Here is a 20,197-nt window from a genome sequence, read left to right as displayed (position 1 = left end):
TGATGAGTTGAGATATCGCAGATAAGCAGGTATCTCCACATGGGCTTCCTTGCACCGCGTGGATACGACGAATTAGATTTAATGCATCAATAATTAATAAATGGATCATAAGTATCGGGCCGTCCTTGGCTGCTTAAATTTATTTCACAATTTCATAGCAAGGTTCGTAGGCAGTTCCGCCCGGCAGTTTCATACGATGCTGACTAACGAAGCCTTGTAATAAGATATCCATACGTCTCATGATGTCAGTATCACCATGGATTTTAAAAGGACCATTTTTTTCAATAGCTTTCATTCCTGATTCTTTCACATTACCCGCAACAATGCCTGAGAATGCGCGGCGTAGGTCAGCGGCTAATTTTTCAGGTGCCTGGCCCGGATGTAAGTTCAAAGAAGCCATATTTTCATGACTAGGCTCAAAAGGATGCTGTAAAGCATGATCAATTTTAATTGACCAGTTGAAACTATAGGCATCACCAGTACTGCGGCGGTTATCTTTAACTAGAGGCATACTTTTTTTCATGACTCTAGCGACTTCTTGAGGATTATCAATAATGATCTGATAATGCTTACTCGCTTCATCCCCTAAAGTATGGCGAACGAAATCATCAAGTACAGCAAAGTATTCTGCACTTTCTTTTGGTCCGGTCAGAACGAGAGGGAGAACTTGCTCACTGTTTTCAGGATCCATTAAGATACCCAGTAAATAGAGAAGTTCTTCTGCTGTACCTACACCACCTGGGAATATAATGATCCCATGGCCTAATCTGACAAATGCCTCTAGACGTTTTTCGATATCAGGCATGATTAATAGTTCATTAACCAATGGATTAGGTGGCTCAGCTGCAATAATCGAAGGTTCAGTTAAACCGATAAAACGGCTATTTTTATATTGTTGTTGTGCATGGCCTACCGCAGCACCTTTCATCGGAGCTTCCATCGCACCTGGTCCGCAACCAGTACAGATATTGAGTTCCCTTAAACCTAACTCATTACCGACTTTACGGCCATACAGATATTCAGTTTCATTAATTGAGTGTCCACCCCAACATACGATCATGTTAGGTTCTTCATCAATATGTAAGGCGCGAGCATTGCGTAAAATAGAGAAAATCATGTTAGTTAAATGAACACTGTTTTCAATATCTAAATGAAATTGTTCTTTTGCGTTACTAATTTGTGCATGGACAAAAAGAATATCACGCAGTACTGCAAATAAGTTAGCTTGTAACGAGCGGATAATCTTGCCATCAACAAAGGCTTCTTCCGGTGGATTGATTAGTTCAAGTTTTACACCGCGTTCACGACGCAATACATTAATGTCAAAATCAATGCTTTTTGCCAGTAACTCTTTACTACTATCGGTTAAGCTGCCGGAGTGTAAAACTGCTAAAGAGCAATTTCTAAACAGCTGGTATAAATGGCTGCTAGCCGTTCTTTTTAACATATCAACTTCAAGTTGAGATAGTAGATCCATAGATCCTAATGGACTAATATGAGTAATCAAGTAACACTCCTTTATCCCCGCAGGGATCTTGATGTTGGATTGTGTTGAAATAGGTTCAGCGGCTGTTGTTTCAACTGCATTTTCCAATAATACATTTCAACTACATTCATTTTGACTATATTTTGTACTTATTGCCGTGCTAAGCGACCTGTTTGTGGTTTAAATTGCTCATTGCTACGCCATGGGTTGATATCAAGGCCACCTCGGCGTGTATAGCGTGCATAAACACTCAATTTTTCAGGTTTACACAGTTGTGTTATATCGTTAAAAATACGTTCCACACATTGTTCATGAAACTCATTATGATGGCGAAATGAAATGAGATAGCGTAATAACGCTTCATGATTAATTTTTGGGCCACGATAATGAATTTGTACTGAACCCCAGTCAGGCTGGTTCGTAATAAGACAATTCGATTTTAACAAATGGCTGACTAATGTTTCTTCAACAATTTCACTTTGTGTACAATCAGCTAAATAATGGCGGCTGAATTCATAATTATCGATATCAATATCTTGTTCATCTATACAGATACCATTAAATTGATGAATAGTTTGTTGTGAAAAATCATCTAGCTTATGGAGTGTAACGCTAACCTCGCCGTTAGCACAGTAACTTAAATCACTTTGCAAAACGCTTCGCACATTTTCCCACGTTTCAAATTTGGTTTGGTTAAAACTGTTGAGATAGAGTTTAAAACTTTTAGATTCAATAAGGTTGTCACTATTTGCATTTACACTAATAGAGCCTATTGCGACTTGAGGTAGACCTTTAGGGTTGAGCCATGAAAGTTCATACAGTGTCCAGATATCAGCCCCTTGAAATGGCAGAGCATCATTTCGAATTGCTAAAGGCTCTCTATTTAAGCTACGAGGAACCGCTTGTAATAACGTTGGATCGTATTGATCAATGTAGGCGGTTTTTTTACCGAGAGTTAAATTGTCGAGAGCTGGATTGTTCTGGTAGTGTGACATATTGATCCTTATACTTCATAAACTAAAATGAGGCTCAAAGCAGGAAAAGGGCGTAACAAGCACATTTTTTACGGTTAATCTGCTGTGATAATATCATTTATCAACCCTATTGACGTCTTTCAATTCAATTTGGTCTAAATAATACATAATTATGAATACAATAATTTCTGAATCACTTAACAATTTTACTCAGTTATATATGTCTCAATGGTTGGAGCAAACAGGTTTACCTCCAGCATCTGTTGATTTATATGGTATTCCCTCACCCTGTATCGTACGTACAGGTGAGAATTGGGTTTATTGGGAACCTCAACCTTTTCCGCTAGAAAATAAGAGTCTTCAAAAGGTTGCCACTGCACTTGATATTAGTTTACAGGATGATATTCATGGTTTTTATACCACTCAACTTGCGGGTGATATGAAAGCGAGATTTGCAGAGTTAGAGCTTAGTTTGGTTCAAGTATGGAATGAAGACGATTTTATTCGTTTACAAGAAAATTTAATTGGTCATTTAGTGACTCAAAAGCGTTTAAAACTGCCACCAACATTATTTATTGCGACTTTGGATTCTGAAATTGAAATGATTTCTATGTGCAATTTAAGTGGCGAAATTATTTTAGAAAAATTTGGAAGTAAAGAAAGAAGAGTACTTGCTCCTAATCTTGCTAGTTTTATAAATGCACTTTTACCGATAATTGAGCCACAAAGGTAAGATATCAGATACGAAGATGTGTAAGCATTTACCTACAATTGGGTTAAGCAATATCTTAAATATTTTTAATTTAAGTGAAATGATAATTATTTCACTTTTGATTTCATGACGTTACTATAGATACCCAATATCACTATGATTTGTAATGAATTTTAGTTTCCTCCACTAGGTTGTTTCATTAATAGATTTAATACATTCTTATGTGGCTGGACAGGGTAGATTGTTTAGCTTTTTATAAGTAAAAACAAAGTTATGGATGACTAATTAGACTTATTTTGTCTATTAAATTGTTTTTATTTGACAGGATGTCAGACGACAGGGAGTCGTTTTTGCAGGATGCTGTAAAACGTGTTTAAACTCGAGATGAGCCAGTCAATGTTTTTATTGGCTGGCTTTTTTCGTTAACGGCACTTTATTTCTTTATCGATAATTCAATTTTTGATTATGCGGTATTGATTATATACAGTAATAATTGTATTTAACTTGCTAATTTTTCTGATGTATTCGTATTAACTGAATATTGAGTGAGGGAATTTATTATATTCTGGAACATGGCCTCTCTTAATGCTTCACGTCGACGAAATTCAGCTCGGCGCTGGCTTTTAACTAATTCAATATCTCGTACTGGTTCTTGAAGCGGAAGTTGATACCAACCTTTAGGCGTCAATATTGCACCACATTCTTGCCAAAAATTGTCATAACTTGATTTTAAATGTTGGCTTTTAATATGGCTATTATTTGATATTCCCAAAATCGATGTAATGTTGAAATAAGCAGCGACTGCATAAATTGCTGACATTAATAAATTTTTAGGTCTCATACCATGCATTTGTTTGGTAATAGATTTAACTTGTTCAACACTTTGCTCAGTTGAGGGGCCTTGTAGAGAGCAGACATATAATTGTCCTTGGGGCCCGAATGAAAAACTCATTAAATAAATTTCATCACCGGTTTCATTGCGTAAATTTAAAGTTAAGTCACCTTCTCGAGGATATTCGGAGTAAATCAGTCTTAATTGCGCGAGATCGCCTGATTTAAGTTCTATATCGGCAACTTTAAGGCCTTCACGCTTATCTGAAAACATCGCCTCAATGGCATCAGGGGTAAAAGTATTTTCTATCAAATTCAATGTATGGCTTGCAGTAAGTAGCTTTTGTTTACCACTCCAAGCTTTGTGTAGGTATTTATTAATTGGGCGTTCAATAAAATGAGGAACATTACTTATTGTGCTTGATAATTGAGCACTATGGTAATTTTCACACATAAATTGATATTGCTGATATTGTTGTGAAGGCAGTTTAGCGATGCGAATACGTCGCTTTAATTGAACGTAACTATTGCTAAAGGATTTCCATATATTATTTTCTTTACGCCACTGCTTTAGTAATCCCATAAATAAACCATTTCTTCTGTGTTAGTAATACACAAGTATCAATTTGAAAAACATTCGATGATAAAGGTGGTTACAACAACAAATCATAAACGAAACTTAATTATTCTAAATGTATTGTGCAAATTAATCGGAGTAATTTAAAAAAGGGTGCCATGTTAGTAGTAGAACTTGCTTTTTATCGTTATCAGCACCATGTTTTCGACAGAATTGTAGAAAAAAATACAGTATATTTTGGGTTATCACCGTTAAATAGGTTTTAGTATGAATATCGAGCAACACATTGTTGAAAAATTGCGTCATGTAGAAGATGAAATGAAAGCCAAATCATTTTGGCGTGAATTACCGCCAAATGCAGAGGCATTTGAAAGTACTGAGCCATTTTCTATTGATACGATGGAAGCGTTGGAGTGGCTTCAATGGATTTTGATCCCACGACTGTATGAGTTGATAGAAAAAGGTGCCGTTTTACCCAGTAATTTTTCTATCGCGCCTTATTTCGAGGAAGTTTATAAGGATGATTGCAATGGTGATTTCATTGCGCTTTTTGAACATTTACGCGAACTTGATAATTTATTTCAGTTTACGCCAATGGGTAAGTTATAAATGTTAGAAATTATTTACCATGATGAATATATTATTGCCATTAATAAACCCGCTGGCATGTTGGTACATCGTAGCTGGATAGATAGTCAAGAAACCGTTTTTGTGATGCAGACTCTTCGCGACCAAATAGGGCAGTATGTTTATCCCATTCATCGTTTGGATAAACCAACTTCAGGTGTTCTACTTTTTGCACTATCAAGTGAAGTTGCAAGGCTGCTATCTGAGCAATTTGAGAATCATCAAATTGAGAAAACCTATCATGCCATCGTACGGGGTTATGTTACTGAGGAACAAAAAATAGATTATCCGTTGCTTGAAGAGTTGGATAAAATTGCTGATAAGCGAGCAACAAGAGAACCCGTATTACAAGAGTGTGTGACGCACTGTAAGCCGATTGAAACAGTTGAGTGTGCGGTTGCTATTGGCCGCTATGATACTGCCCGCTTTAGCTTGTTAGAGTTGAAACCTGAAACGGGGCGAAAACATCAATTAAGACGACATATGTCACATATTCGCCATCCTATCATTGGTGATAGTAAACATGGTGATTTGCGGCAAAATCGTGGGGTAACCGAACATTTTTCAGTTGCACGATTAATGCTACATGCGAGCCAATTAGTTTTAATTCACCCGATAACAACGCAAAAAATAACGCTTATTGCAAATTGGGATACTCAATGGCTATCACTGATTGAGCAATTTGGATGGTTGGATGTTGCGACAAAACTAGGTTTTGATGCAGTAAATCAGGCGAGTTAATTTTTACATAAATTAAGCACGTAAATTGAGGAACGGTTATGTCTAAAATTGGTATTTTTGTTGGCACTGTCTATGGTAATTCATTGGCTGTCGCTGAAGCTGCGCAGGATATTTTAGCGCAACAAGGGCATGAAATTGTTATTTTTGATGAGCCTACATTGGATGATTGGCAATCTTATAATTCAGATAATAATATTGCTTTAATTGTCACGTCTTCTACAGGACAGGGTGATTTCCCCGATACCATAGCGCCACTTTTTTATGAAATTAAAGATGTACTCGGTTACCAACCTGATTTACGTTACGGCATTATTGCGCTTGGCGATAGTAGCTATGAAAGCTTCTGTGGAGCAGCTAAGCATTTTGACGAGTTACTGACAGAACAATCTGGTACACGTATTGGTGATGTGTTATTCATTGATGCAACAGAGGTGGATACGCCTGAAGAGTTTGCTAAAGCGTGGATTCAAGCTTGGAGTGAACTTATCTGAAGATCTGCACCGGTAAACTATCTTAGAAACCATCTTAAAAACTAAAGTACAGTTAATGTAGATATCACGGTGCAGTCATTTATTCGGCAATTTTAAAGCGATTTTTGAATTATTTACGTGTTAATTTTTCAAGATCTGCTTCAATTTCGGCAATTTTATTAGAGACAACATGTTCTAAATGGCGTAAGTCATCAAGAATTTTATGTTTTAAATCGAGTTCAGATTTATCGGTCTGACAGATTTGATCGAGCTCTTCAATAGCATAACGAAGATTAGTATTGATTTCGTTGATTTCTTTAAAATTATTACTGCCATCTGTCGCAGCAATTGTTTTGCGCTGGCGTGGATATTTAAATTTCACGCTTTTAGCAAAAAACTCGCCTTTGTCTTTGCGAAAATAAATTTTCAAAATATCGTTATTTGCTTCTTGGCGCAGGGTATAGCGGTCGATGTCTTGAGGGTTGCTGATACCTAAACTTTTCAAATTATCGTACATGTAAACTCACTTAGCCGTAGGAGACAGAGTCGATGAATAAATATGAGAGTATGGGCCGGTTATAACAATATCGGTCTATTTCTCGCTTCTAAAGGATGTGGTGGGTCTGTTTAAATGATAAACAGTATTTCTATTAACTATATAATATTAAATAGAATAGATGAAAATATCTGCGCACATCACATCATTATTATGGCGAAAAATAAAATAATACAGTTTTATTAATGGCAACCAGCTAAAGCCACGGTCATATTATGCGCGATTTATTGAAATTGACAAACCTCTCCTTACAAGAAAAAGAGGTCTATCATCTAATTGGAAGGGGAGAGTGTTAGGAAGCTACTCTGTCACCTAATGGAAAGTTATTCATCAATGCTTCGTAATAGCTCATTGATACCAACTTTACCACGGGTTTTTTCATCCACTTTTTTAACGATAACAGCGCAGTAGAGACTATAACGACCATCTTTAGAGGGAAGGTTGCCAGAAACGACAACAGAGCCTGCGGGTACGCGACCATAAAAAATTTCACCCGTTTCACGGTCATAAATTTTAGTGCTTTGACCGAGATATACGCCCATTGAAATGACAGACCCTTCTTCAACGATAACTCCTTCTACAACTTCAGAACGAGCACCGATAAAGCAATTGTCTTCAATAATGGTTGGATTGGCTTGTAAAGGCTCAAGAACACCGCCAATACCGACGCCACCAGATAAGTGAACATTTTTACCAATTTGTGCACATGATCCGACGGTTGCCCATGTATCGACCATACTCCCTTCGTCTACATAAGCACCAATATTCACATAAGAAGGCATCAATACACAGTTTTTAGCAATATAGGCACCTTGGCGAACCGCTGCGGGAGGAACAACTCGGAATCCCTCTTTTTCGAAACGCGCTTTATCATAATCTGCAAATTTCATAGGGACTTTGTCGAAATAGCGACTTTCTGCACCCTCAATGACTTGGTTGTCATGAATACGAAATGAGAGTAAAACGGCTTTTTTTAGCCATTGATGGGTAACCCAAACGCCTGCAATTTTCTCTGCAACGCGGAGTTTGCCGCTATCGAGTAATGCTATAGTGTCCATTACGGCTTGTCTTACTGGCGCAGAGACGGTATTCGGTGTGATAGTCGCTCTGTCTTCAAACGCCTGTTCAATGATCGCTTGTAAATGCTGCATTGAGTTTATTTCTCCTTGGATAACGAAAAAAATGTTATATCCACCACAGATAAATGTGATGGATGTTATATTTTATCCTTCGATTTAAGGGCATCTGTCAACCTTTCTGATAACTCTTGTTGCATATTTTTACTGAGCGCTTTGTGATTTTTATCTGCAAGGACAAAAAAATCTTCAACTTTTTCGCCAATTGTGGTGATCCGCGCGCCGTACAATGAAATTTCCATTTGTGCAAAAATATGCCCAATTTTGGCAAGTAAACCTGGTTGATCAAGTGCGAATAATTCCATATAGCTACGACGTTCATTCGTAGAGTGTAGAAAATTAACTTTTGTCGGTACGGTAAAATGACGTAATTTTGCAGGGATCATCCGCGGCTTAGGTGGCAAAATTTCAGGTTGTTGAATGGCGAGCAGTAGCGTTTTACGGATCTGCTCATATCTATCTTTCGATAAGGCGGCGCCATTTGGCTCGAGTACGACAAACGTATCCATTGCCATATTGTCTTTGTTGGTGAAAATTTGAGCGCTATGAATGCTTAAATTACGTCTATCAAGTTCGCTGGCGACAGCGGCAAATAAGTGTGGTTTATCAGGGCACCAGATAAATATTTCGGTGCCACCATGTTTTGATTGAGTACTAATCAAAACTAATGGATGCGTTAAATCGTGTTTCAATAAATTACTGGCGTGCCAAGCGAGTTGTGACGGTGTGTGTCGTAAGAAATAATCTGCATGGCAACGAGACCATAATGCATTTAGTTTCTCTTCATCAATAGATGATTGGCGTAGTAATGATAAAGCCTGATAACGATGATGACGAATACGTTCACGTAAGTCTGGCGTGCTTTGCATTCCTTGATTTAATTGATGTTCAGTCAATAGAAAAAGTTCTCGAATAAGACTTTGTTTCCAACTATTCCATAATGTGCTGTTGGTGGCGCAAATATCGGCAACAGTTAGGCACATTAAATAATTTAGACGTGACACCGATTTAACTTCTAGTGCAAATTGTTTGATTATATCAGGGTCTTGAATATCTCTTCGCTGTGCAGTGACAGACATCAAAAGGTGGCTTTTCACTAGCCAAGCAGCGAGCTCCGCTTCTTTTATTGAAAAATCATGTTGTAGTGCAAAACTATAGACAAATTCAGCGCCAAGATCTGAATGATCGCCAGAGCGGCCTTTTGCAATATCATGGAACATCGCTGCTAGGCGTAAAATTTCGGGTTGCAGTAACTTTGGATAAACACTGACACAAAGTGGGTGATCGCGGCGATTTTCTTCTAACGTAAAACTGTCAATTTTCTGAAGGACACGAATAGTATGCTCATCAACAGTATAAGCATGGAATAGGTCAAACTGCATTTGGCCGACAATATTGCTCCACAGTGGTGTATAGGCGCTTAAAACACTGTGCAAATGCATGGGAACAAAGGCCCCTTTAATTGCGCGAGGGTGTCGTAATATTTTCAAAAATAACTTTCGTGCTTCAGGGTTTTCACATAGAGGAGTGGCGAGATTCCGTCTAGCAAATCGTAATTGACGTAATGTAGTCGAATAAATACCAGTAATGTTTGGATATCGAGCCATTTGGTAAAACATTTTTAAGATGGTGGCGGGCTCTTTGATAAATAACGCTTCATCAATCACATCAATTAATGATCCGCGAAGTTGGAATTGTGTATCAATGGGGCGTGGTTTTTCATTCGGATTCAACGTTAAAATAGCTTCATCAAATAGCTGTAATAGCATTTGATTGAGCTCTCTGACTCGACGAGTTACACGATAAAAATCTTTCATCATCCGTTCAACAGGTTGATTTTTATCACCTTCATAACCCAGTAAGCGAGCAACACTAAATTGCCGATCAAACAACAGTCGATTATCGTAACGTTTAACCACTAAGTGTAAGGCAAAGCGGATCTTCCATAGAAAGGTTAAACATTCTTTAAGTTCGTGATGTTCTTCTTCAGTTAGAAAACCAAAACTCACCATTTCATCAACTGTAGTGGCACCAAAGTGGCGGCGGCCTATCCACAGTAAAGTATGCACATCGCGCAAGCCTCCAGGGCTACTTTTAATATCTGGTTCTAAGTTGTAGCTGGTGCTGTGGTAGCGTTGATGGCGTTCGTGCTGTTCTTCAATTTTGGCGGCAAAAAAAGTGGTTGATGGCCAAAAGTCATCACTGAAAATAGTTTTTTGTAGTTGTAAAAATAAGGCGATATCACCACAAATTAATCTAGACTCAATTAGGTTGGTTGCCACGGTTAAGTCATCATTTCCAGCTTTAATGCATTCTGCCAATGAACGAACACTATGACCAATATCGAAGCGCAAATCCCAAAGCAACGTAATAAATTGCCCAATTTTGGTAGCAATTTCTTCGGCAAGAGGCTCTTTACTTAGCACTAAAATATCAATGTCCGATAACGGATGCAGTTCATGCCGGCCATAGCCGCCTACTGCGATTAAGGACATATTTGGACGTTTATCAAATTGATATTCTTGCCATAATCTTGTTAATAGCGCATCAAGGTAATCACTACGGACATGAACTAAATCCACCACGGATTGACCATGATTAAAGGCTACTTCTAACCAATTATTAAAGTCTTCAACATGCAGTCTTAACGTTGATAGCTCAAGGTCAGAGGGTTGAAATAAATGAGGCGATAGATATGTTTTAGAAGATGCTGTCATCATTTTCTTTCCGTGTTGATAAGCGCTACAGAAACTTTTATCAGCTTACGGTGTTTGAATAAAGATGAACAGTGAAAGATACCCCGAAGAAGGGGTATCCGAGAGAAAATAATTTACTGATTAAGGGTTAATTACACATTAACGAGAACTGCTGAAATGAATGGCTCTTCTTCTTTGCGCAATGTGAGGATTTCACAACCATTATCAGTCACAACTAATGTGTGTTCGTATTGCGCTGACCAGCCTCTATCTTTAGTTTTGACGGTCCAACCATCTTTCATTGTGCGGATACGGTAATCACCAGTATTCACCATAGGCTCAATCGTAAATGCCATCCCTTTTTGTAGCACAACGCCTCCATCATCTGCATCGTAATGCAAGACCTGTGGTTCTTCATGGAAGCCGACGCCAATACCATGGCCGCAGTATTCACGTACCACGGAAAGATCATGTTTTTCGACAAACTCTTGAATAGCTTTACCCAAAGTACGTAGACGAATACCAGGTTTCACCATGCGCAATGCTAAATACAGGCTATCTTGGGTAATTTTACAAAGACGTTCGCCTTGAATCGTTGGTTTTCCAACAATAAACATTTTTGAGGTATCGCCATGAAAACCATCTTTAATAACGGTAACATCGATATTAACAACGTCACCCTCTTTTAGAATTTTATCATCGCTCGGAATACCGTGGCAGATAACATCATTGATGGAAATACAAACAGATTTTGGAAATCCGTGGTAGTTCAGACACGCGGGAATAGCTTGTTGCGTTTCAACAATATGCTGATGACAGAGGCGGTCTAGCTCACCCGTACTCACTCCAGGCACAACATGCGGAGCAATCATTTCTAACACTTCAGCCGCTAGTCGCCCAGCAACTCGCATTTTCTGAATATCTTCTTCAGTTTTGATAATAATAGCCATGAGTTCGGTCCACTTATGTCAATAACAAGATTATGACAATTTGATAAAAAGATTTGAAAATGAGCGGTTAGTACCGCTTATTCACCATTAATGATACTAATGGTAACAGCCACCGCATTTTCTGCCAACTAGCACAGAACTAGATGCCACATAGAATATGGAGTAAGGATACGTGAATCAGCTTCAGAGCCTTGTTCAATTTGAGCCTTTAATCGCACAAATTGCAAAAATAAAAATCTGGTGAACCTCTTGCAGATGAAAGGATTTACTGGAAAATACGTCAATGTATGCGTTATTTTTACAATTTAAAAAACAACAAAAGTTAGCTTATTCTTCCGTTTTATGGTATAAAGCGCGCCGGCAATCCATATTTTTCTTCTTACTTTTTGGTTTGTGTTGATTTTGACATAAGTGTGAATTGTAAATGATTAAAATGGGTATGCGTAAACTAAACTCAATTGTGTAAATAACACACACGAATCGACACATGCACCGGGGTGCTCCTATGCGTTTCTACGCAGCTTTGGAGTCGGTAGTATGGGATTCGTGGAGGCATAACCCCAATTACTTAAATACAGAGGTATTAAATGGCAACTGTTTCCATGCGCGATATGCTACAAGCGGGCGTTCACTTTGGTCACCAGACTCGTTACTGGAACCCAAAAATGAAACCTTTCATCTTTGGTGCGCGTAACAAAGTACATATCATCAACCTGGAAAAGACTGTTCCAATGTTTAACGAAGCTTTGGCTGAGTTGACTAAAATCTCTTCTCGTAAAGGCAAAATTTTGTTTGTTGGTACTAAACGTGCTGCAAGCGAAGCCGTTCAAGAAGCTGCTAACAGCTGCGACCAGTATTTCGTTAACCATCGTTGGTTAGGCGGAATGTTGACTAACTGGAAAACAGTTCGTCAGTCAATCAAACGTCTGAAAGATTTAGAAATTCAATCTCAAGATGGCACTTTCGACAAACTGACCAAGAAAGAAGCGCTAATGCGTACTCGTGAACTTGGTAAGTTAGAAAACAGCTTAGGCGGTATCAAAAACATGGGCGGCTTACCTGACGCTCTGTTCGTTATCGATGCAGACCACGAACACATTGCTATCAAAGAAGCAAACAATCTGGGCATCCCAGTATTTGCTATCGTTGATACAAACTCTGATCCAGACGGTATTGATTTCATTATCCCTGGTAACGATGATGCGATCCGTGCAATTAAGCTGTATCTGGGCGCTGTAGCAAACACCGTTCATGAAGGTCGTTCACAAGATCTGGCTGTTCAAGCAGAAGAAAGCTTAGTAGAAGCTGAATAATAAGGTAAAAGCCCTTATTAACCAGGTATTGCTATATATTGGTTAGAAGGGGCCTAATTAGGCCCCTTTTGTTTCTGTGAATCAGAACTATCCTTGTGGGGAATGCTCCCGTAAGGTATATCGAGGAAGAAATCACATGTCTGGAATTACCGCGGCATTGGTAAAAGAACTGCGCGAGCGTACTGGCGCAGGTATGATGGAATGTAAAAAAGCACTAGTTGAAGCTAATGGTGATATTGAATTAGCAATCGACAACATGCGTAAATCAGGTCAGGCTAAAGCCGCTAAGAAAGCAGGCCGTGTAGCTGCTGAAGGCGTTATCCTTGCAGAAGTATTTGCTGATGGCAAAACTGGTGCATTAGTTGAACTGAACTGTGAAACTGACTTCGTTGCTAAAGATGCAGGTTTCTTAGCATTCGGTAAAGAAGTAATGGCATCTGTTGTTGCTGATAAAAGTGCTGATATCGATGCACTGAAAGCACAATTTGAAGAAGCTCGTGCTAACTTAGTTGCTAAAATCGGTGAAAATATCAATATTCGCCGTGTCGCTATTTTGGAAGGCGCAAATGTAGGTAATTACCTGCACGGCGCTCGTATCGGTGTTCTCGTTGCGGCTGAAGGCGCAGATGAAGAATTACTGAAACACATCGCTATGCACATTGCAGCAAGCAAACCAGAATATCTGACTCCAGACAACGTTCCAGCTGATGTTGTTGCTCATGAGCAACAAATTCAGTTAGACATCGCTATGCAATCTGGTAAACCACGCGAAATCGCTGAAAAAATGGTTATCGGTCGCATGAACAAATTTACTGGCGAAATCTCTCTGACTGGCCAGCCTTTCGTTATGGAGCCAAGCAAATCTGTTGGTGACCTGCTGAAAGAGAAAAATGCTACTGTTACTGGCTTCATTCGTTTTGAAGTTGGCGAAGGCATTGAAAAAGTTGAAACTGACTTTGCAGCAGAAGTTGCTGCAATGAGCAAGTAAGCAATATAAGGGCCGCCAATTGGCGGCCTTTCTTTAATACTCGTCATACTTCAAGTTATCTGGTTGTTGATTACATTCAGCAACATGTACTTTGAATTATTCTGAGTATATGACTGCTATATTCAGTCTAAGTCAAAATCAAGGCATATAGAGTCTATAATTCTATGTGCGTTACCCCAATAAATTATCTGTGTAGGACAGAACACCATGGCAACTAATGCGAAACCCGTTTATCAGCGTATTCTGCTCAAATTAAGTGGCGAAGCCTTACAAGGTGCAGAAGGTTTTGGTATCGATGCTAGCGTTTTAGATCGTATGGCTCAGGAAATCAAAGAACTCATAGAACTGGGAATACAGGTCGGTGTAGTTATTGGTGGTGGTAACCTGTTTCGCGGAGCCGGCTTGGCAGAAGCGGGTATGAATCGCGTTGTTGGTGACCATATGGGTATGCTAGCAACCGTCATGAATGGGCTTGCTATGCGAGATGCTTTGCATCGTGCTTATGTGAATGTAAGGCTGATGTCTGCAATTCCACTTAACGGTGTTTGTGATAACTATAGCTGGGCTGAAGCTATTAGCCTACTGCGTCATGGCCGTGTGGTTATTTTTTCAGCGGGAACAGGTAATCCATTCTTTACAACAGACTCAGCAGCTTGTTTGCGTGGTATTGAAATCGAAGCTGATGTTGTATTGAAAGCAACAAAAGTTGATGGTGTTTATTCTGCAGATCCTGCAAAAGATCCTGATGCTGTTCTTTATGAAAATTTAGATTATCAAGAAGTTCTGGAACGTGAATTGAAAGTAATGGACTTAGCGGCATTTACTTTAGCACGTGACCATAACTTACCAATTCGTGTTTTCAATATGAATAAGCCAGGTGCGTTACGTCGCGTTGTGATGGGCGAAAATGAAGGGACTCTGATTTCTCACCGTTAATACTCAGAGACATGACCTGAGTTTAAATGTATTATCTAATGTAAATTCAGACAATTTAAGCGAGGCTGCATTGCGGCCTTTAATAACTAGTTCTTAAGGGTTGAAAACGTGATTAACGAAATCCAAAAAGATGCTCAAGACCGTATGGAAAAGAGCGTTGAAGCACTAAAAAGCCAAATTAGTAAAATCCGTACAGGTCGTGCATCTCCTAGCCTGCTTGATGGTATTATGGTTGACTATTATGGTTCTTCAACACCATTACGCCAACTGGCTAACGTGACTGTAGAAGATTCACGTACATTAGCAATTTCAGTCTTTGACCGTTCAATGTCTCCGGCAATTGAAAAAGCGATTATGTCTTCAGATTTAGGTCTGAATCCATCTTCTGCTGGTACTGTTATTCGTGTACCTCTGCCTGCATTAACAGAAGAACGTCGTAAAGATCTAATCAAAGTTGTTCGTGGTGAAGCTGAACAAGGTCGTATTGCCGTTCGCAACATTCGCCGTGATGCTAACGATAAAGTTAAAGCTTTACTCAAAGATAAAGAAATCAGTGAAGATGACGAACGTCGTTCACAAGATGATATCCAAAAATTGACTGATGGTTATATCAAGAAAGTTGATGAAGCATTAGCGCAAAAAGAAACGGAATTGATGGATTTCTAATCCATCATTAGTAATGAAGCCATCTAGGTATACAGTTAATCTGTATATTTTGGATGGCTTTATTATTTTTCATACCTATTAAAGAATCCATTCTTATCTTTAAGCTGATATAATCTCAGTATTGAATTAATACAGAGTACCCGACTACTATGAAACGTCTGACAATCCTCGGTTCGACCGGCTCAATTGGTACCAGCACTCTTTCTGTTGTTCGACAAAATCCTGATAAATTTCAAGTTCTTGCTCTCGTGGCAGGGAAAAATGTTGCTGAAATGGCAAGCCAATGTATTGAATTTAATCCTAAATATGCGTCGATGGCCGATGAGTCATCAGCTCAATCATTGCGTAGGATTCTATCTGAAAATAATTGTAAAACCGAAGTTTTATCGGGTAAAGAAGCCACAATTGAACTTGCTGGGCTCGATGGCGCTGACCAAGTCATGTCAGCTATTACTGGTGTTGCTGGGTTATTGCCAACGCTTGCGGCGATCCGTAAAGGAAAAAGAATATTATTAGCGAATAAAGAATCTCTTATTACCAGTGGTCGTTTATTCTTTAATGCTATTCGTGAGCATAATGCAACAGTCTTCCCTATTGATAGCGAGCATAATGCGATCTTTCAAAGCTTACCTGAAGTGATTCAACTTAATTTAGGTTTTGCTGATTTATCGGCATCAGGTATTTCGAGTATTATTTTAACGGGTTCTGGTGGCCCATTTAGAGATACTCCACTTTCACATTTTGCTAATGTCACACCTGATGAGGCTTGTAATCATCCAAATTGGTCGATGGGACGTAAAATTTCCGTTGATTCAGCAACAATGATGAATAAAGGATTAGAATATATTGAGGCTTGTTATTTCTTCAATGCCACGCAAGATCAAATGGAAGTGATTGTTCATCCTCAATCCGTGATTCACTCAATGGTGCGTTATAGAGATGGCAGTGTTATTGCACAGCTAGGTACACCTGATATGCGCACGCCGATATCGTATAGTATGGCATATCCACAGCGTATAATGTCAGGTGCTAAGCCACTTGATTTTGCAACTTTATCGTCACTAACCTTTGTTCAACCTGATTTCCAACGCTATCCTTGCTTAAAACTTGCTATTGACGCATGTCATGAAGGGCAAGCTGCGACAACGGTTCTTAATGGCGCAAATGAAATAACGGTAGAAGCTTTCCTTGAAGGTAAGATCCGCTTTACGGATATCGCAAAAATTAACCACAAGACCATGGAAAAACATGTTTTTTCTGAACCAGTCTCGATTGAGGAGGTCTTAGAAATCGATGCATGGGCTCGTCGTGAAGCTGGAAAGTCAATTTCGCAAGAATTTTAATCTTAGTATGTGATTTATTTAGTTGCTGATACCCATGATATATCTTTAATATGTGATGGGTTCAAAAAACAAAGACAATATCAGTAGTTATCTGAGAATTTAAGGATGTGTCTTATCAGCATATTTAATAATAAAGGTTATTATTGAGTTGGATTCTCAAAGTTATACACACAAGGATTAACATTTAATGAACTCTAGTGGTGAAAATCTCGCTGAATCGATGATTCCTAAGCATGTCGCTATCATTATGGATGGTAATGGGCGATGGGCAAAGCAGAGAGGCAAACTCAGAATTACAGGTCATAAAGCAGGTGTTGAATCTGTGCGTAACTCTGTTCGTTTTGCAGTAAAAAATAAAATTAGCTCATTAACTCTTTATGCGTTTAGCAGTGAGAACTGGAGAAGACCAGAAAAAGAAGTCAGTTCGTTAATGGAGCTATTTGTTTTTGCGTTGGATAATGAAGTTAAAAACTTGCACAAAAACAATGTTAAATTAAAAGTTATTGGTGATATTAATCGCTTTAGTGAACGCCTTAGAAAAAGAATTGATAAAGCAGAGGCGCTGACACAGAACAATACGGGATTAAGATTAAATATTGCAGCGAACTATGGTGGGCGTTGGGATATTGCCAATAGTGTTAGACAAATATTTGAGAAAGTCAGTAATGGTGATATCGCTATTGACGATGTTAATGAAGAAACCATTAATGATTATGTCTGCATGAATGATCAAGAAAATGTAGATTTAGTGATTAGAACCGGTGGTGAACATCGGATTAGTAATTTTTTATTATGGCAGGTCGCATATGCGGAATTTTATTTCACCAACGTTTTATGGCCAGATTTTGATGAAATGGTGTTTCAAGATGCAGTTGATGCTTTTAGTAAGCGCGAACGTCGTTATGGTGGGGCTGAATCAGATGACGAGTTGGTTAAATAAAGGGAGAAAGATGTGCTGAAATATCGTTTACTAACAGCAATAATACTAATACCTATAGTTATTGCGGCATTATTTTTGCTTTCCCCTGTGAATTTTGGTTATGTGGTGATTGCGGTTTGTGCATTAGGTGCTTGGGAATGGGCGCAATTTGCGGGCTGGCATTCACAAGCAAAGCGTATTGGGCTAGCTGTCGTGTTTGCCGCTATACTGCTTGCGATTCAATTTTCTTTACCTAACATCGTTGAACTGGCTAGTGAACCGGTAATTAATTATGGGTTATGGGCAGGGCTCGTATGGTGGGTTGTTGCTATTTTATTAGTCATTACTTATCCAGCTTCCGCGTCATGGGGTAAATCGGTCATCGTACGCCTGTTATTTGGTGTATTAACCATTGTTCCTTTTTATTGCGGCATGATGGTGCTCAGAACGATTGGTTATCATAGCGATACCTTCTTTGGGGCTTGGTGGCTATTATATGTCATGTTGTTAGTTTGGGGCGCGGACTCTGGCGCTTATGCTTTCGGCCGTACGATGGGACGTAATAAATTAGCCCCTAAAGTTTCGCCTGGAAAAACATGGGAAGGCTTAATTGGTGGATTGATTACTGCTGGTGTTATCTCGTGGCTGTTTAGTGCATTTGCACCGATCCCAGTGATGCCTGACTATTTACTGGTGACATCAATTATTGTGGTTATTGTTTCTGTGTTTGGTGACTTAACTGAAAGTATGTTTAAGCGCCAGTCAGGAATTAAAGATAGTAGCCATTTAATTCCGGGTCATGGTGGAATTCTTGACCGAATTGATAGTCTAACAGCCGCAATTCCAGTTTTTGCAGGGCTAAATTTGTTAGTTTTTAACGGTTTTGGTCTTTAGGATTATAAATGGGATTTATTTGGAGTTTAGCTGCATTTATCATTGCCATTGGGGTATTGATAACTGTACATGAATTTGGGCATTTTTGGATTGCCAGGCGTTGTGGTGTTTATGTTGAACGATTTTCTATCGGGTTTGGCAAAACACTATGGCGCAAGGTTGACCGCCATGGTACCGAGTTTGTTTTAGCGTTAATACCACTCGGTGGTTATGTGAAAATGTTAGACGAACGGGCAGGGGATGTAGCACCTGAACGTCGTCATTTGGCATTCAACAATAAAACGGTGGGGCAACGAGCTGCAATTATTAGTGCAGGTCCGATTGCGAACTTTTTGCTTGCTATTGTTGTCTACTGGATAGTCTTTATGATTGGGGTTCCATCAGTTCGCCCGATTATTGAAGATGTAAAACTGGGCTCAATTGCAGCGGCAGCAAATTTTACGCCTAAAATGGAACTAAAATCGATTGATGGTATCGAAACGCCTGATTGGAATTCAGTTCGTTTAGCGCTAGTGGGCAAAATTGGCGATCGTGAATTTACTGCACAAGTTTTGCCTCAAGGATATAATGAGCCAATTACGGAAACAGTTGATTTAACTGCGTGGCAATTTGATCCCGAAAAGCAAGACCCGATACTTTCGATTGGTATCATGCCTGTCTCTGCGAGAATTGATCCTGTTATACAAAAAGTAACACCGGGTTTAGCAGGTGATCGTGCAGGTTTAATGCCTGGTGATAGAATTGTCAGTGTAAACGGGGAAAAACTAGGTCTTTGGGACCCAGTGACGCGAATTATTCGTAGTAATCCCGGGACACTTTTAAAATTAGATGTAGAAAGAAACCAGCAACTTATTTCGCTTGTGCTTACACCTGATAGCCAAAATGGACAAGGTGGAGAGAAAATTGGATTTGCGGGTGTTGAACTTTCAGTGTTACCGTTAGCAGAAGAATATAGAATGGTACAGCAATACGGACCATTCGCTGCGTTTTATCAAGCAAGTGATAAAACATGGCAGTTGATGAAACTAACTGTCAATATGATGGGTAAACTGGTTGTTGGGGATGTCAAACTCAATAACTTGAGCGGTCCGATATCTATCGCGAAAGGTGCGGGGGTATCAGCCGAGTCAGGCTTGGTATATTATTTGATGTTTATTGCGCTTATTAGCGTAAATTTAGGTATCATCAATCTGTTTCCATTGCCTGTTTTAGATGGGGGACATTTGCTCTTCTTGTTAATTGAAAAAATTAAAGGAAGTCCAGTGTCTGAGCGAGTACAAGACTTTAGTTTCCGGATAGGTGCAATGGCATTGATTCTGTTAATGGGACTTGCACTTTTTAATGATTTCTCTCGCTTCTAATTTTTATTAGCTGGGGACCAG

The 20,197-nt window shown here is 39.1% G+C and carries 19 protein-coding genes and 1 pseudogene; 12 read left to right on the top strand and 8 right to left on the bottom strand.

The features are described 5' to 3' along the window. The 3 genes and pseudogenes from ACTH6U_RS18855 to queF form a co-directional block, all read right to left on the bottom strand. Positions 1 to 109 (bottom strand): annotated as a pseudogene (locus ACTH6U_RS18855) (flap endonuclease Xni); the annotation flags it as partial. Positions 110 to 139: 30 nt separating this feature from the next. Then, positions 140 to 1,507 (bottom strand): nucleotide 5'-monophosphate nucleosidase PpnN, encoded by a 1,368-nt coding sequence (ppnN, locus tag ACTH6U_RS18850; protein ID WP_294106966.1) that lies wholly within the window; start codon positions 1,505 to 1,507, stop codon positions 140 to 142. Positions 1,508 to 1,635: 128 nt separating this feature from the next. Then, positions 1,636 to 2,481 (bottom strand): NADPH-dependent 7-cyano-7-deazaguanine reductase QueF, encoded by an 846-nt coding sequence (gene queF, locus ACTH6U_RS18845; protein WP_294106871.1) that lies wholly within the window; start codon positions 2,479 to 2,481, stop codon positions 1,636 to 1,638. A gap of 151 nt (positions 2,482 to 2,632) precedes the next feature. Between queF and syd the strand changes: the two genes are divergently transcribed. Then, positions 2,633 to 3,193, top strand: a complete 561-nt coding sequence (gene syd, locus ACTH6U_RS18840; protein ID WP_294106873.1) for a SecY-interacting protein — start codon at positions 2,633 to 2,635, stop codon at positions 3,191 to 3,193. A gap of 478 nt (positions 3,194 to 3,671) precedes the next feature. On the opposite strand, the gene ACTH6U_RS18835 is transcribed toward syd, so the two are convergent. Continuing rightward, entirely contained in the window at positions 3,672 to 4,586 is a 915-nt protein-coding gene (locus ACTH6U_RS18835) for a DUF535 family protein (protein ID WP_294106875.1), read from the bottom strand. A gap of 261 nt (positions 4,587 to 4,847) precedes the next feature. Here ACTH6U_RS18835 and ACTH6U_RS18830 point away from each other — a divergent pair, with 261 nt between their 5' ends. Genes ACTH6U_RS18830 through ACTH6U_RS18820 form a run of 3 tightly spaced genes read left to right on the top strand, consistent with a single transcriptional unit; the run spans position 4,848 to position 6,439 of the window. Continuing rightward, a complete protein-coding gene (locus ACTH6U_RS18830; RefSeq protein WP_441829974.1) occupies positions 4,848 to 5,189 on the top strand; it encodes a YqcC family protein in 342 nt (113 codons plus the stop codon). Beyond that, on the top strand, positions 5,190 to 5,948 hold the full coding sequence (truC, locus tag ACTH6U_RS18825; protein WP_441832895.1) for a tRNA pseudouridine(65) synthase TruC: 759 nt from the start codon (positions 5,190 to 5,192) through the stop codon (positions 5,946 to 5,948). Between the two features lie 38 nt (positions 5,949 to 5,986). Further along, on the top strand, positions 5,987 to 6,439 hold the full coding sequence (locus ACTH6U_RS18820; RefSeq protein WP_336430517.1) for a flavodoxin: 453 nt from the start codon (positions 5,987 to 5,989) through the stop codon (positions 6,437 to 6,439). A gap of 109 nt (positions 6,440 to 6,548) precedes the next feature. Here the strand turns inward: ACTH6U_RS18820 and ACTH6U_RS18815 are convergent, their stop codons facing one another. The 4 genes from ACTH6U_RS18815 to map form a co-directional block, all read right to left on the bottom strand. Further along, complete coding sequence (locus ACTH6U_RS18815; protein ID WP_294106882.1) at positions 6,549 to 6,935, bottom strand: DUF3461 family protein; 387 nt, start codon at positions 6,933 to 6,935, stop codon at positions 6,549 to 6,551. 362 nt (positions 6,936 to 7,297) lie between these two features. Next, positions 7,298 to 8,125, bottom strand: coding sequence for a 2,3,4,5-tetrahydropyridine-2,6-dicarboxylate N-succinyltransferase (dapD, locus tag ACTH6U_RS18810; RefSeq protein WP_434719964.1), 828 nt, complete (start codon positions 8,123 to 8,125; stop codon positions 7,298 to 7,300). A gap of 65 nt (positions 8,126 to 8,190) precedes the next feature. After that, positions 8,191 to 10,830: a bifunctional uridylyltransferase/uridylyl-removing protein GlnD gene (gene glnD / locus ACTH6U_RS18805; protein WP_441832894.1), complete on the bottom strand. Its 2,640-nt coding sequence runs from the start codon at positions 10,828 to 10,830 to the stop codon at positions 8,191 to 8,193. A 128-nt stretch (positions 10,831 to 10,958) separates the two neighbouring features. Then, on the bottom strand, positions 10,959 to 11,756 hold the full coding sequence (gene map, locus ACTH6U_RS18800) for a type I methionyl aminopeptidase (protein WP_294106888.1): 798 nt from the start codon (positions 11,754 to 11,756) through the stop codon (positions 10,959 to 10,961). 587 nt (positions 11,757 to 12,343) lie between these two features. Between map and rpsB the strand changes: the two genes are divergently transcribed. The 8 genes from rpsB (at position 12,344) to rseP (ending at position 20,176) form a co-directional block, all read left to right on the top strand. Beyond that, a complete protein-coding gene (gene rpsB / locus ACTH6U_RS18795; RefSeq protein WP_294106889.1) occupies positions 12,344 to 13,069 on the top strand; it encodes a 30S ribosomal protein S2 in 726 nt (241 codons plus the stop codon). A 136-nt stretch (positions 13,070 to 13,205) separates the two neighbouring features. Further along, positions 13,206 to 14,057 (top strand): translation elongation factor Ts, encoded by an 852-nt coding sequence (tsf, locus tag ACTH6U_RS18790; protein WP_441832893.1) that lies wholly within the window; start codon positions 13,206 to 13,208, stop codon positions 14,055 to 14,057. A gap of 207 nt (positions 14,058 to 14,264) precedes the next feature. Then, complete coding sequence (pyrH, locus tag ACTH6U_RS18785; RefSeq protein WP_294106893.1) at positions 14,265 to 14,993, top strand: UMP kinase; 729 nt, start codon at positions 14,265 to 14,267, stop codon at positions 14,991 to 14,993. A 108-nt stretch (positions 14,994 to 15,101) separates the two neighbouring features. Continuing rightward, on the top strand, positions 15,102 to 15,659 hold the full coding sequence (gene frr, locus ACTH6U_RS18780) for a ribosome recycling factor (RefSeq protein ID WP_294106895.1): 558 nt from the start codon (positions 15,102 to 15,104) through the stop codon (positions 15,657 to 15,659). Positions 15,660 to 15,808: 149 nt separating this feature from the next. Then, positions 15,809 to 17,002 (top strand): 1-deoxy-D-xylulose-5-phosphate reductoisomerase, encoded by a 1,194-nt coding sequence (ispC, locus tag ACTH6U_RS18775; protein WP_441832892.1) that lies wholly within the window; start codon positions 15,809 to 15,811, stop codon positions 17,000 to 17,002. A 187-nt stretch (positions 17,003 to 17,189) separates the two neighbouring features. Continuing rightward, positions 17,190 to 17,942, top strand: coding sequence for a polyprenyl diphosphate synthase (gene uppS / locus ACTH6U_RS18770; RefSeq protein ID WP_294106899.1), 753 nt, complete (start codon positions 17,190 to 17,192; stop codon positions 17,940 to 17,942). Between the two features lie 12 nt (positions 17,943 to 17,954). Beyond that, the gene (gene cdsA / locus ACTH6U_RS18765; protein ID WP_441832891.1) at positions 17,955 to 18,815 is read left to right on the top strand and encodes a phosphatidate cytidylyltransferase; all 861 of its coding nucleotides are present in this window, start codon (positions 17,955 to 17,957) and stop codon (positions 18,813 to 18,815) included. Between the two features lie 8 nt (positions 18,816 to 18,823). Further along, the gene (gene rseP / locus ACTH6U_RS18760; RefSeq protein ID WP_441832890.1) at positions 18,824 to 20,176 is read left to right on the top strand and encodes a sigma E protease regulator RseP; all 1,353 of its coding nucleotides are present in this window, start codon (positions 18,824 to 18,826) and stop codon (positions 20,174 to 20,176) included. The last annotated feature ends 21 nt before the right edge of the window (positions 20,177 to 20,197 follow it).

Source organism: Providencia sp. (assembly GCF_052096715.1).
Lineage (GTDB): Bacteria > Pseudomonadota > Gammaproteobacteria > Enterobacterales > Enterobacteriaceae > Providencia.
This window is presented reverse-complemented; position numbering and strand designations above follow the sequence as displayed.